Origin of the sequence: Arthrobacter sp. 2MCAF15, assembly GCF_052115605.1 — a bacterium.
GTDB lineage: Bacteria > Actinomycetota > Actinomycetes > Actinomycetales > Micrococcaceae > Arthrobacter.
In genome coordinates, this window is record NZ_JBFRGZ010000019.1 from 148,573 (window position 1) to 160,871 (window position 12,299).

The 12,299-nt window shown below is 65.4% G+C and carries 19 protein-coding genes and 1 pseudogene; 11 read left to right on the top strand and 9 right to left on the bottom strand.

The features are described 5' to 3' along the window. Positions 1 to 110: 110 nt before the first annotated feature. From AB4089_RS19015 to AB4089_RS19025, 3 genes are all read right to left on the bottom strand, one after another. Positions 111 to 491: a DUF2255 family protein gene (locus tag AB4089_RS19015; protein WP_441410829.1), complete on the bottom strand. Its 381-nt coding sequence runs from the start codon at positions 489 to 491 to the stop codon at positions 111 to 113. Positions 492 to 576: 85 nt separating this feature from the next. Then, complete coding sequence (locus tag AB4089_RS19020) at positions 577 to 987, bottom strand: cupin domain-containing protein (RefSeq protein WP_441410830.1); 411 nt, start codon at positions 985 to 987, stop codon at positions 577 to 579. Positions 988 to 1,556: 569 nt separating this feature from the next. Beyond that, positions 1,557 to 1,790: a hypothetical protein gene (locus AB4089_RS19025; RefSeq protein ID WP_441410831.1), complete on the bottom strand. Its 234-nt coding sequence runs from the start codon at positions 1,788 to 1,790 to the stop codon at positions 1,557 to 1,559. Positions 1,791 to 1,866: 76 nt separating this feature from the next. Between AB4089_RS19025 and AB4089_RS19030 the strand changes: the two are divergent. The 6 genes and pseudogenes from AB4089_RS19030 to AB4089_RS19055 form a co-directional block, all read left to right on the top strand. Beyond that, positions 1,867 to 2,028: pseudogene (locus AB4089_RS19030) on the top strand (ABC transporter ATP-binding protein); the annotation flags it as partial. A gap of 44 nt (positions 2,029 to 2,072) precedes the next feature. After that, positions 2,073 to 2,468, top strand: a complete 396-nt coding sequence (locus AB4089_RS19035) for a hypothetical protein (protein ID WP_441410832.1) — start codon at positions 2,073 to 2,075, stop codon at positions 2,466 to 2,468. A 55-nt stretch (positions 2,469 to 2,523) separates the two neighbouring features. Further along, positions 2,524 to 3,240, top strand: a complete 717-nt coding sequence (locus AB4089_RS19040) for a DUF4397 domain-containing protein (RefSeq protein ID WP_441410833.1) — start codon at positions 2,524 to 2,526, stop codon at positions 3,238 to 3,240. A 180-nt stretch (positions 3,241 to 3,420) separates the two neighbouring features. Continuing rightward, positions 3,421 to 3,993, top strand: coding sequence for an RNA polymerase sigma factor (locus tag AB4089_RS19045; protein ID WP_441410834.1), 573 nt, complete (start codon positions 3,421 to 3,423; stop codon positions 3,991 to 3,993). After that, complete coding sequence (locus AB4089_RS19050) at positions 3,980 to 4,834, top strand: anti-sigma factor (protein ID WP_441410835.1); 855 nt, start codon at positions 3,980 to 3,982, stop codon at positions 4,832 to 4,834. The genes AB4089_RS19045 and AB4089_RS19050 overlap by 14 nt, the downstream gene beginning before the upstream one ends. Before the next feature lie 83 nt (positions 4,835 to 4,917). After that, complete coding sequence (locus AB4089_RS19055) at positions 4,918 to 5,232, top strand: hypothetical protein (RefSeq protein ID WP_441410836.1); 315 nt, start codon at positions 4,918 to 4,920, stop codon at positions 5,230 to 5,232. Between the two features lie 280 nt (positions 5,233 to 5,512). Here the strand turns inward: AB4089_RS19055 and AB4089_RS19060 are convergent, their stop codons facing one another. The 3 genes from AB4089_RS19060 to AB4089_RS19070 all read right to left on the bottom strand — a co-directional run bounded on the left by AB4089_RS19060 (position 5,513) and on the right by AB4089_RS19070 (position 7,276). Further along, a complete protein-coding gene (locus AB4089_RS19060; RefSeq protein ID WP_441410837.1) occupies positions 5,513 to 5,677 on the bottom strand; it encodes a hypothetical protein in 165 nt (54 codons plus the stop codon). A 76-nt stretch (positions 5,678 to 5,753) separates the two neighbouring features. Then, positions 5,754 to 6,803, bottom strand: a complete 1,050-nt coding sequence (locus tag AB4089_RS19065; RefSeq protein ID WP_441410838.1) for a diacylglycerol/lipid kinase family protein — start codon at positions 6,801 to 6,803, stop codon at positions 5,754 to 5,756. A 116-nt stretch (positions 6,804 to 6,919) separates the two neighbouring features. Beyond that, positions 6,920 to 7,276: a DUF1003 domain-containing protein gene (locus tag AB4089_RS19070; protein WP_441410839.1), complete on the bottom strand. Its 357-nt coding sequence runs from the start codon at positions 7,274 to 7,276 to the stop codon at positions 6,920 to 6,922. Positions 7,277 to 7,988: 712 nt separating this feature from the next. Here AB4089_RS19070 and AB4089_RS19075 point away from each other — a divergent pair. After that, on the top strand, positions 7,989 to 8,360 hold the full coding sequence (locus tag AB4089_RS19075) for a primase-like DNA-binding domain-containing protein (RefSeq protein WP_441410840.1): 372 nt from the start codon (positions 7,989 to 7,991) through the stop codon (positions 8,358 to 8,360). A 492-nt stretch (positions 8,361 to 8,852) separates the two neighbouring features. Here the strand turns inward: AB4089_RS19075 and AB4089_RS19080 are convergent, their stop codons facing one another. Continuing rightward, the gene (locus AB4089_RS19080) at positions 8,853 to 9,050 is read right to left on the bottom strand and encodes a hypothetical protein (protein WP_441410841.1); all 198 of its coding nucleotides are present in this window, start codon (positions 9,048 to 9,050) and stop codon (positions 8,853 to 8,855) included. A gap of 13 nt (positions 9,051 to 9,063) precedes the next feature. Further along, entirely contained in the window at positions 9,064 to 9,357 is a 294-nt protein-coding gene (locus AB4089_RS19085) for a MerR family transcriptional regulator (protein ID WP_441410842.1), read from the bottom strand. Positions 9,358 to 9,488: 131 nt separating this feature from the next. Between AB4089_RS19085 and AB4089_RS19090 the strand changes: the two genes are divergently transcribed. From AB4089_RS19090 to AB4089_RS19105, 4 genes are all read left to right on the top strand, one after another. Then, positions 9,489 to 9,917, top strand: a complete 429-nt coding sequence (locus AB4089_RS19090) for an Hsp20/alpha crystallin family protein (RefSeq protein ID WP_441410843.1) — start codon at positions 9,489 to 9,491, stop codon at positions 9,915 to 9,917. A 247-nt stretch (positions 9,918 to 10,164) separates the two neighbouring features. Next, a complete protein-coding gene (locus tag AB4089_RS19095; protein WP_441410844.1) occupies positions 10,165 to 10,551 on the top strand; it encodes a J domain-containing protein in 387 nt (128 codons plus the stop codon). A 56-nt stretch (positions 10,552 to 10,607) separates the two neighbouring features. Then, on the top strand, positions 10,608 to 10,985 hold the full coding sequence (locus AB4089_RS19100) for a hypothetical protein (protein WP_441410845.1): 378 nt from the start codon (positions 10,608 to 10,610) through the stop codon (positions 10,983 to 10,985). Between the two features lie 213 nt (positions 10,986 to 11,198). Then, positions 11,199 to 11,429 (top strand): hypothetical protein, encoded by a 231-nt coding sequence (locus AB4089_RS19105; protein WP_441410846.1) that lies wholly within the window; start codon positions 11,199 to 11,201, stop codon positions 11,427 to 11,429. Between the two features lie 366 nt (positions 11,430 to 11,795). Here the strand turns inward: AB4089_RS19105 and AB4089_RS19110 are convergent. Beyond that, on the bottom strand, positions 11,796 to 12,299 hold a 504-nt coding region (locus AB4089_RS19110), incomplete at its 5' end, for a YihY/virulence factor BrkB family protein (RefSeq protein WP_441410847.1).

Consider the following 12,299-nt stretch of genomic DNA (forward strand, 5'->3'; position numbering starts at 1 on the left):
CTTGCTCCTAGGGAAAATCATCACTACCTACAGGGAACGTACCTTCTCCCGTGTCCAATCCGGAGCATGCCCCGGGCCGTCCTCCTTCAATGGGGATGCTGATGGTCTGGCTATGCACCTGCGTCCGGGCTGATTTCAACAGTCGCGTCCTGTGTGCGGGAGGAAATCATTGGGGGCAGGTAAGGGCTTGCCGAGCATTTGCGCCGGTGGGCTTCGTCGATTCGTTCAGTCAGCGCCGGGTCTGCGGGTGTGAACGCGACGTCGTGTGTTGTCCCCGCCGCAGTGATCCGTCCGGCCCGTTGCATCATCGCGGACTGGTACCAACGGGAGTTCTTCCCGTTGTAGGCCCGGACAAACAGGCGGCCCTCAAGCACTACCGACCAGATCCAGGTATGCGTCCCGTAGGTGGTTCCGTCGGCACGCAGCGGTGAGATGTGCAGGTCGTCGCTGCTGGCGATCGCCGCAGTGGTGGGTGCATCCCAGGTGTTCATTGGGTTTCTTCTCCTCGGCTGGGGGTGCGTTGGTTGCCCGGCGGGGAGGGGAAGAACGCATCACCTCCCCGCTGCAGCCCCTGGGTTACGGGGACCGTGTTTCGAGGCGCCCATTAGCGTCCTCGTCGCTGACGTGCTCGCCCCATGTGGTTTCCGGCAGGTCAGGCCCGTAGGGGGTTTCCCACATCTCAACCGTGCTGGCCCAGTGGTCGGGAGCTGCCCCGTGCCAATGTACTTCACCCGGTGGCGTGTAGATAATTTGCCCTGGATAGACCTTGACGGGCATCTGGCCGCGGGACTGCACCATGCCGACGCCGTCCGTGACCAGGATCGTCTGCCCGAGAGCGTGGGAGTGCCATGTTGTCCGGACCCCGGGTTCGAAACGGAGGGTTAGCATACGGATGCGGTCATCCCACCGGATGACGTCGAAGTTCCAGATCCCGGTGAATCGTTGGTCGGGGCCGACCCCGGTCGGTGGCTTGGGCAGGATTTCCATGGTGCCACTTTCGTTGGGCTGTTCAGGGATACGCTCGGTTGCCTCGGCGGACGACCGAYGGCTGGTGGTATTCGTCGTCGGTTACGTGCTCACCCCAGCCGAATTCGGGTGATGGGTTCTCGGCGACCTCGAGGATGGCGAGTTGTTCCATGTAGTCGTTCGGGGTGRCCCCGTGCCAGTGTTCTTCACCGGGCGGTGTATAGACGGTCTGGCCTGCGTGCGCCTCAATGATGCCGTCGCCTCGGGACTACCTGGGTCGGATGGGACCGGTCAGAGGTGTTGGGCCGGCGTTGATCTGTACAGCCCAGTAGCCGGCTCCGGGTGCAGACGACTTCTGAAATTCAGTGCAGACGACTTCTGAAACTGACACACGAAAAGCAGCCCGCCGCGTAACCTGGCCGTCCCGTACGTTGTCCCAAAATCCCCGCCACAATCACCAGTCACAGGTGCAACTTTCGGTACGGTGCACGGATCATGACTATTGACCCGGGCAAGCGGTTAAATCGCAGCCTGAATGGCGGCTTTGCCGTTCCGTTTACGGAACCCTGAGCGGGACGCGGCAGAAGATTTCAGCCGGCAGTCGGCTCCTCGTCGTTGGCGACAGCCTCGATCCAATCCACAGCCTCGTCGGAAAGCTGGGGACCGACTGCTGATTCGCCAACCCACCAGTCAGAATCGGTTGTGCCGTCCGTAACCGCCATGATGTCGGCGATTACATTCGGCGGCAGCGGCTCGCCGTTGTGCTCAATGAGCCAGTCGCGTGTTTCCGCATCGACCAGAGGCCACCACTCGAAGATGTTCATCAACGCAGTATTGCACCGACGAAATCTTGCGTACACATTCCGCAGTGGGACTAACTCCGGCGGAGGCACCGGTTAAAAGGGCTTCGACCCGGTCAACCGGCGACTGCTGATGGACATCATCGAGGAACAAAAACTCGCCGGCGCGACCGTCATCATGGTCACGCACCAGATGGACGAAGTCGAACGGCTCTGCGACCGGGTGATCCTACTCAAAGACAGGACCTCCCTCGCCTGCGGCTGGGCGGGCGGAAGGCGGGCGACCCGGAACAGGCCCTGCGGGACGTGACGACGGGCAGGACGGGTGCGTACTTCGCCTACCCCGCCGAGCCTGCCACGCAGCCGGTGAAGGTCTACGGCACAGACCAGGGGGTCTTTGAAAACGGCAAGTACGACGCCGTCGCCAAGCATCTCCTCACCGCCTCCGCCCAGGCTGCAGTCGGCTCCCCGCAGCTAACCGCCGCGGCCAGCGGCGACGTGAAGACCGAATCCCAGACGTTCAAGGACGGCCAGCCGAGTGGGGGGCTTCGGCTCCGCCGTGCCGCCGCTGATGTTCCTGCCGGCTGCGCCGTTGACAGCGGAGCCACAGCCCTGCGCCGGACAGCCGAATCCACAAGTAGACCACGGCAGGCTAAAGAAACATCCGTACGGGTGCATCCGGGCAGGGCCTTCGGCCGGTAATAAAGGTGTAAGCACAACCGCAGCCCCCCATGTGGGCCTCGATGAGGAGTTGGAAATGCATAAAACACTTTCTGCAGCCGCCGGAGCGATGACGCTGCTGGCAGCACTGGCCCTGGCCGCCCCGGCCCAGGCCGGCACCTGGCATGACCGCGACGAGGGGACAGCGAAACTGTCCGTCCTCCATGGCGTCCCGGGCCTGACCGTGGACGTCTGGGTCGACGGCAAACTCACCCTGGACAACTTCACGCCGGGCACACTGGCCGGGCCGCTGAACGTCCCCGACGGTGACCACAAGATTGCCGTCACCCGTGCCGACGCCACCGGCGCCGACAACCCCGTGATCGGCCCCGTCACAGTGGACCTCGAAGCCGGCCGGGACTACACGGCCGTCGCGCACCTGGCCGCTGACGGCACCCCCACGGCCACTCTGTTCACCAACGACACCTCAGCCAGCCCTGACGGAAAGGGCAAGCTGACCGTCCGCCACGTCGCCGCGGCCCCCGCCGTCGATGTCCTGGCCGGTGGGACCGCAGTCATTGAAGGCCTCACCAACCCGCATCAAAAGACCCTCATCCTCAAAGCCGGAACCGTCTCCGCCTCGGTCGCCGCCGCGGGAACCACAGCTCCGCTGATCGGCCCCGCCGACGTCAAGATCGCCGAGGGGAAGAACACCATCGTCTACGCCTGGGGAAGCCTGGCCGCGAACAACCTCGGCGTCGCCGTGCAGGTCGTGGACTCCTCATCGCACGGACACGAACACCACGGTAAGTAGCCCTCCGCAGTTCCTGCCGCCACCAAGTTCTCTCCCCGGTGGGGCCGCGTTGACCGCGGCCCCACCGGCACGCGCACCGTGACCACACGGACGGCTGACCCAGCTCGGCCATGGCGGAGCCCCGGGGTGAGCGGCATAATGTGGTTCAACAGGGTCCATTGCCGCTCAAAGGAGCACCCCATGGAGGCTGCCGCCGCGCATGATTGGGACTCCGGTCTCGATCAGGCGTTTGCCGGCGGCGACGAACGCGTCCTCGCCGAGGCCTACCGGCGGTTTGGTCCGCTGGTTTACACGCTGGCGCTACGATCCCTGGGAGAGCGTGCCGCTGCCGACGACGTCACACAGGAGGTCTTCATTCGGGCCTGGAAATCGCGGACCAGCTATCGCCCCGAGGCGGCACGGCTGCCGGCGTGGCTGATCGGGATCACACGGAATGCCATCTCCGACGCCCTATCAATGCGCTCCCGACAGCTTCATCTGGAACAAGCCGCCATTCATCTTGTCGCGGACCCGGCTTCCGGACCGGATGCCGGCGATGTCGAAGAGGTCGCCGACCGCCTGACCCTGGACACAGAACTGGAACACTTAGGGGATCCACAACAGACAATAATGCGGCTGGCATTCTACGAAGACCTGACCCACGACCAGATCTCCTCGCGCCTGAACCTGCCGCTAGGCACCGTCAAAAGCCACATCCGGCGCAGCCTCACCCGTTTGCGCACCCGCCTGGAGGTGGAACATGGAACACCTTGACGCCGAACTTCTCAGCCTGATGGCCCTCGGCGAGCCCCTTGGCACAGACGCCGACGCAGACCACCTCGCCAACTGCCCCCAGTGCAGCGAAACCCTCCGAGGCCTGCAGCACGCCGTGCACATAGCCACCCTCGATCCCACGGGCATCGAACTCGAGAAACCCGGCAGCCAGAACTGGACCGCCATCCATCAGACCCTCGGGCTCTCCCCGAACCTCGCGACGGACCCCCTAACCCGACGAACCGACTGGCCTCCCGAGTCATCGGGGACGCCGCCCACCAGTCCGGCTGCAGAGGAAACGCCCCCGCGTCACGGCGAGGAACCAGAGGCTGCACCGACTCCTCTACGGCCCGGCGCCAAAAACCGGCATGCCCGTCCCGGGCTCTGGATGACCGCCGCTGCCGCCGGCATCGTCCTGGGCACGGCTGCCGGATGGACCGCGGCCGGAGTCCTCGGACACCCCGGCTCCCCTGCCCCCGCCTCCACCCAGTCGGTTCCCGCCGCCATCGTCCTCGCCCAAACATCCCTGACTCCCCTGCCCGCGCACACCGGGAGCGGAGACGCACAGGTCAAGCAACTCCCCGATGGAACCCGTCAACTCACGATCCGGCTCTCCAACGACCACATCTCCGGATTCCGGGGAGTGTGGGTCGGCTCTGCCGACCTATCCAAGATGGTCAGTCTGGGCGTCCTCGCCAATGACTCCGGCGTCTTCACCATCCCCGCCGGCATCGACCTGGCCCAATACCCCATCGTCGACATCTCCGACCAGCCGTACAACGGGAATCCCGCCCACTCCGCCGACAGCATCGCCCGCGGAACACTCAATCCGAAAACCTGACTCTCCAATACCCTTGGGAACTGCACTCCCGGGAGTTCCGCCGATGCTGTTTTCAAGCGGACGCCAACCATGATCCGGCCTCATTGAATATCCGGGAGGATTTCCGTGCGCGAGCCCTGATGGTCCTGTCCGGCGCCTCGCTCCTGGCACTGGCCATGGCATTGGGGTTCATAGCCGGTCGTGCTCCTTTGCAGCGCAACCGCAGCCGTTCGGCCCGGCGGCGCAGGCAGCTAAGTCCCACAGCATGCGCGCTGCTGGCTGCCCCGGGCCTCTACGTCGTTTTGGTCCCCGGGGCAGGGATCGATGCATCCGGAGCAGGAATCAGTGTTGACCTTGGACTCAGGATGCTGCTCCTGGCGGGGATCTGGTTCGTCTTCCGCCGGGAGGTAGTCCGCTAGTAGGTGAGGGTGGCAGCGGCGCTCTACAACGTCCAGGCCCCCGCGGACCCGGCGCTGGTCAGGACCGAAAACGCTTCTGCATTTGTGTGTTTCCTTTTCGTATGTTTTTGAGCCGGGCAAGTGACCTGCCGGACGGGGACTTAGTAGCGAGTGGGATTGCTCGACAACATCGAGGACTTAGGCGTCTGCGTGCCGTCGACGGTCGTACCGGCGAATGCGGGGTTGTTCCCGCATTCGCCGGTACGCTCCAGGCGAAGCGCCCTACCGGGTGTAGATGGGGCTACGCGGGGTATACGACTCCGGTGGCTTCTTCGGCTACGTTCCAGAGCCTCTTGGCGACGGCCTCGTCAAGCGCAACCGCCTTGATTTCGGACTTCACGGGGCAGCCCTTGAATCCGCCTTCGTGCGGCTCGTATAGGTTCCCGCCCGTCGCTTCGCTCGACACGGCCGCATACTGCGACGGTTCGCGCAGCGCGCCCATTGTCGGCTTGGTCGCTCGCCCGCGGTGGCCGGAGTTTCCATCACCGGCCGAGCGCGCTGCGCAGCAAGTCCCGGAGAGCCGAGCGGGGCCGGAGCGGACGAGCCGCGGGTGAGAGCCGGGTCTCTCGGGGAAGGCGGATCCGCAGTGCGCCTGGCCGAATGGTGAACCGCAGTGGGGCCGCCATGCGGAGCGCTTCCCCGTCCATGCCGACGTCGATCGGTCCACCCGAATCCACCTCAAACGTCGATGGCTCCCATACGACGGAGCCGGGAAACCTCTCCGGGCGCCCGCTGGCCGCGGCCAGCTGGCGCCGTGCTTCCGCTGGATCGTCCGGGAGCTTGACGGCGATCACCCCGAGGTGGCCGCCGTCGAGCCGGGGCCGGTTGGCGAGGGTGGCGGGCGTGCGGCCATACGGGTTGTTCGAGACCTGGACGACGTGCGCGCGGGTGCACTGCTCCCCCGCCGGACCGGTGAAGCGGAGGTCGAAGGGTCGGCTCCCGGGCCCCAGCATGCTCGGCAGCATGCTCAGGGTGGTGTCCACCTTGGCATTTCGGTACTCGGGGGAACGGACGATCTGCGCGTACAGCCCGAGCGAGACGTTGTTGACGAACACCCGGCCGTTGACTTGGCCGAGGTCGATGCGGCGTTCCACCGCCACTCCGAACGCGTCGAGTGCCCCGAGAACGTTGCCGCGGTCGAGGCCGAGGTCCATGGCTAGGTGGTTGAAGGTGCCGGCGGGCACCACGACCATGGGCACACCGTGCCGGGCGGCCACGTCCGCGACCAGCCCAAGCGAGCCGTCCCCGCCAGCCATGCCGAGCACATCGGTGCCGCGGGCCACGGCGGCCTCGGCCAGCCCGGTCAGGTCCTGCCCCGGTTCCAGGATGAACACCTCAATGCCGCGTGCCCGGCATTCGTTGACCAAGCCAAGGCGATCGGCCTTACCGCCGCCGCTGCGGGGGTTCACGATCAAGGCGGGATGGCCCGCCGGCGAAACGGCGCGGCCCGGAGGTTCCGACCGGCGGAGGACGCGGATGCCGCGGATGGCGGCGATGCCCACCAGGGCGAACACGGTCCCGGCGACGAACACACCGACCCAACCGTGAGGTATGCCACCGTGTCGCCCCACCCACGGCCAGGGCACACCGCGGTCTGCCGGGAGCCTCTGGGCACTCGGGGCAGCACCCTCCGGGCCATAGGCGGCGGTCATACCTTGCCGATCACGCGTCGATGCAGCTCCGTGGTGAGCTTGTGGATCTCGCGGGTGAGCTCGGTGTTGGTCTTCAGTTCGGTTTCCTGCTCGATGAAGTCGTGATCAGCCTTCTCCTGCTGGAAGGCGGATGCGCGGTTCTGCCCGATCATGATGAAGGTCGACAGGAAGATTGCCTCCAGCGAAACGACGAGGGTCAGCGTCGGCCACGGGCTCTTTTCGACGAAGAGCATCCAGCTGGCGAAGACGACCACATGGACGTAAACGAAAGGCATCGATCCGGCAAAGCTGGTGATTACATCGGCGATCCTCAGTTGCGGGTGCTCGGCGCGCTTCTCCCTGAACCTGGTCACGACTGGGTGTTCGCGCAGTGGGGGCGGAGGGTGGAGTCGGGGCATTGCTCTCTCCTCGGAAGTTGTGGCGGACGAGCCAGCGATCGGCGGCTGTTACCGCACTATGGCGTCGAGGGCCGGTCCCTGGGTGCTCCGCCGACGGTTTGGCGGGGGCAACGATAGAAATCTTCATATTTCGTCCTCAGAGCTGCCGAGGACGCTCACTCGTGCCCGAAAACTGCTCAGGCAGCTTGAGGGACTCGGTCCCCCACCTCCAGTTTTGATCGTCGGAACAGGAACGACAGAGGCGTAGGTCCCGAGACCGTGACGATGGCGTTCTCGCAAACGAACGTTTCCGAGGGTCCTCTGAATCGAGATTAGGCGGGTGTGACGTCCCTCTGGTTACTCTTCGAACGGGCGGCTGATGAAGCCTGACATGCCGGGAACGGTGAAGCGGACGGCGCCATGATCAGGTGCGTAGATAAGGCCTTGAAGCAGCGGACGATATTGCCCAGGCATTGCTCGATGCCACCAGGGTGAACCGCCCTCGAGGTCCTGTAGATACTGGTCGGCCGGTCCATGGTGCGCGCTAGGGGTAAGGCGTATGTGCGTTGACAGGCGCAGCCGGGCATCTTAAATTTTCTATGTGCCCGGCAAAGCCGGGATGGTTTTGCTTCACCCCTTGATAGCCGTGCCAGTTGAGCGGCAACGCCGCCGGACGCAGGAGGCCAAGATGTTGAAGTCACCGCTATACGAATTCGTCAATGAATGCATCGCCCGGAGTCAGGACGCCGACGGGCTCACCCAGGAAGAGCTGTACGGTCTCTACCTCAGCTGGTGCTCCCTCCGGGGAATTCCGCCCGCGCCAGCCAGAACTTTCAGAGCCGGGCTGCGCGCGGTAAACATCCAGCCAGACCACCGCGGCGGCCTGTGCACCGGGCTGGCGATGACCGGCCCCGCTGCCTGCGACTACATCCTCCATCGGGAGCTCCCCCTCGCATCGCTCCCCCAGGAGATCCAAACGACAGTCGCCGACGACGGAACCACCCCAATCGCCCGGAAACCCGCCGAACAAAGCGGCCCGGTATCTGCCCCGGCTGCCTAGACCTGACCACACACCAGATGCGCACCATCGGGCAAYGGCGCGCGGACGCTGAAGAGAAGCTCGCACGCCATCTCAAGGAGGCACGCCACCCGGCCGTCGAACAGCACCCGGCAGCGGAAAAATCTTCTGACGACTAACGGGACGCATCGGCTCTGGCCTTCCGCTCCCCGGTCCGGCTGGCGCTGAGGGCAGGCGGCACGGACCCCTGAAGGAACGACGCGGCCTCTTTAGGGAGCCCCGGGGGCCGCCATCCGCGTTCCGCTCGCGGAACGTCGCGGAGCGCTGGTGCGGCAACGGTCGTTGTCGACAAACAGATCGGACAGACCTGCGCGGTGCGAGGCATACAGCTCCGACGGGTCCTCCCGGTGCGATAACATGCTCAAGCTCAACTCCCCCGCGGCTCAATCAGTGAGACTCGACGCAATCTGCGGGCCTGCTGGGCTAAGAGAATGCTGTGAGCCGCCCGGGCCCAGAGCTCAACGCTCCAGGGCGCTAGCCGGCAAATGCCGTGAGGGTGTTTTCCTCTGAACTGAGTCCCGCAATGATGCCGTCGAGCACTTTGCGGAGTCCCCACATGTACTGCTCGGTAGATATGCAGCCGGCCAAGGTGCCTGCAGCGGCGGCGGACAATGGGTGGATCCGGGGGTTGGTCTGCCGGCAGCGTCCCGCAGCGCCCGTCTGGGGTGGCAAGGCACGTAGCCGCTCAGGGCCGGATCCGGGCGGCGGCGAGTTCCCGTTCCAGACGCCTGTTGGCCGCTTCAAGTTCAAGGACGAGACGGATGCCGGCCAGATTCAGACCGTCCTCGAGCAGGGCGCCGATCCTGCGCAGGGTCTCCAGGTCCTGTTCGCTGTACCGGCGGGTTCCGCCGACCGTCCTGCCCGGTTCCAGCAGGCCTTTTCGCTCATACAGCCGAAGGTTCTGCTGCCCGGTCCCCACCAGCTCCGCTGCCACGGAAATGGCATACACCGCCACGTTTCTCCCCGTGTTGCGCTCCATCAGATCCTCCTCAACAATCCCAAAAACCCCTTGCCCCAGTTTCACACCAGTGCTATAAAAAATCTATACCAGCCGCAACAGATATGCGGCTGGACGGAATGACAGAATCGACTTCAAGGAGTGAGAAGACCATGCTGATGCGTACCGACCCGTTCCGCGAGCTCGACCGGCTCGCCCAGCAGGTCCTTGGCACCACGGCCCGGCCAGCGGCCATGCCCATGGACGCGTGGCAGGAGGGGGACGAATTCGTCGTCGCGCTCGACCTGCCCGGAGTCGCCGTGGATTCGGTGGACATCGACGTCGAACGCAATGTCCTCACGGTCAAGGCGGAGCGCAAGGAACCGACGGGTGAAAATACGGAGCTGATCGCCGCCGAACGTCCCCGGGGTGTCTTCAGCCGCCAGCTCATCCTGGGCGACGCGCTCGATACCGAGGCGGTGAAGGCCAGCTACGACGCAGGCGTCCTGACGCTGCGGATCCCCGTGGCCGAGAAGGCAAAACCGCGCCGCATCGAGATCACCTCCGAGAAGAACGAGCAACAGGCAATCAACGCCGCCTGATCCACCCCTCCGGGAGGTCATTCCCGCGGGGCCAGGAGCACCGGACGGGCCGCCGGGAGAGTCGAGGGCGATGCAGAGCAGTCACGCCACCGCCCCAGTCGCGCAACAAAAAAGCGGCCCCCGACGGCGCCTCCCGCACCGATGGTCCCCGGCCAACCGGCCGGGGACCATCCGCACACCCCCGCGCCCCCGCCCTCCGGGGCTCCGCGCGCGGGCCGGAACAGAACAGCCGACGGGAGTTCGGACGATGAGAGAGCACAGGCCGGATCCATACGAGGTTCTCCACCTGGGCCGCGCTGCGACGGCCCCCGAGGTCACCCGCGCCTACCGGGCCCTGGTGCGCACCCGTCATCCCGATACCCGCCCCGCCGACGCCGGGCACGCAGATCCGAACGCCACGGCGCACGAGCGGCAGGAACTGCAGGAGGTTATGGATGCCTACGCCATTCTCGGGGACCCTGCCAAGCGGGCCGCATACGACCGGCAACGGTCGAAGACGCCCCCGCCGGAGCCTGCGCCACCGCACCGGGACCCCGGACCATTCGGGCCTGACCTGATCATCGGCCCGCTGCGATGGGAAACCCCCATCCCACCGGCCCCGGGACCGCAGGACCTGTGGTGGATATCTCTGTGAAAAAGCCCGAGACCGCTCCCGTCCGCCGACCACCCGATTCGGGAAAGGAAACCGCCATGAGCGCCTGGCGCCCATACGATGCCCATCTGATGCCGGCGTTTTACGAACGCTTTGAACAACGCTGGGGCAAGGGAACGGCCCCGTTCCTGGACCCCGAAGTCCACGAACAACCCCGGCCCCGGGCCCAGTGGATCAACCCGGACACCGGCGCCGCGGTCGCCGTGGTCCCCATCTGGGCCGAAGACCCCCGGCACCGCACCTTCGGCGTCTTCTACCTACCGCCCGCCGGGGACATCTGGGTGCTGCACCCCGGACACACAACCTACATCGAGTCAAGCCCGACGGGCACCGAAGAACAGATCACCCTGCGCAACGATGCCTTCAGAAAAGCCGTCAGCCACGCGAAGGAATTCATCTACGGCACCCAGCCCTAAACCCACGAACGGCGGCACCCACAGGCACTCGCGTGGGGACGAAGGCCATCAAGTGGCTGCTCTTCCCTCCGCGGGCCCGCCGAAGTCGGCGACTGATGGGCATCCACACACGATCGCGCCAGGGGTGCCGGGTCCTTGCATACTGCTAAGCATGCTGATTAAATTCTGATGCCGGCCGCACCGAAACGCGCCCCTTGGAGGGAATTGAACACCATGACCGAACCCGCATTCCCGCAGTCCTTCGTCGAGCACAAACTCCGTGAGGTCCTGGAAGGACAGATCCTGCGGCTGGCCGACGCCAGCTTCGCCGTCGTGGCCCAACACCGCCGACACCGGCTGGTCCATCTCGATCTGGAGGCAGACGACGGGACGCGCGCCACGCTGATAGGCGTTCCCGGTGCCCGCTTCAGACTGCGCGAGGAAGCGACGCCGACGCCTCACTAGACGTCCGGCTCCCACGCCGGTCCCGGGCGCCGGGGCTCCCGGGACGACCGAGCATCGGCCGTTGGGCAATCCGCAAGGACGTCCATTCCTCGAATTCTGCAGCTAACCCGGACTGACCGCCCGCTGCACGATCGCTCACCGGGACGACTAGGCGCTCGGACAAGACGAACCATCATGCTGATGCTCGGATGGGCATGTTGTGTTCGGCTGAGGGTTCTCGCACACCATCACGGACGCAGGGGCCAGAGCAGGCGGCGCCGCAGTGTCATCCGTGGAAATCGGAGCCGCCCATCCCGGCCGTGTCACTTGATTGGGTTGGTGCGCGCCGGAGAATAGCCATTGACTCCGTCCGGCCGGGTTTCGATATCAGCTGCGATCCATTCTTCTGGCGCCGCCGGTTGGAGCGTTCCTGTCCCTGTGATCCGGCTGGCCCTCGTCGGGGCTGCCGTGCCGTTTCCGCAATTGCCGTCCGCGGCGGATGTCCTCTTCCTCGCGGGCCTGGAGCTTGTCGCTCTGTTTCGTGTCCCGTGGTGGTAGCTGGATGGTCTCTTCGGCCGCGATGCCGGCCTGAAGCTGCCGTCCACGCTCCATCTCGGCGTCGAACTCGGCACCAAAGAGCAGCGACATGTTCAGGATCCAGAGCCACAGCAGCGAGATGATGACGCCGCCGATCGCCCCATAGGTCTTCTCATAGCTGTTGAAGTTGGCCACGTAGAAGGCGAAGGCCAGGGACGCGAGCAGGAAGATCACCAGGGCGATGGTGGATCCCAGGCTCATCCAGCGGAACCTGGGCTGCTGTACGTTCGGGGTGGCGTAGTAGAGGATGGCGATCACCAAGATCACGAGCAGCAGGATCACCGGCCACTTGAG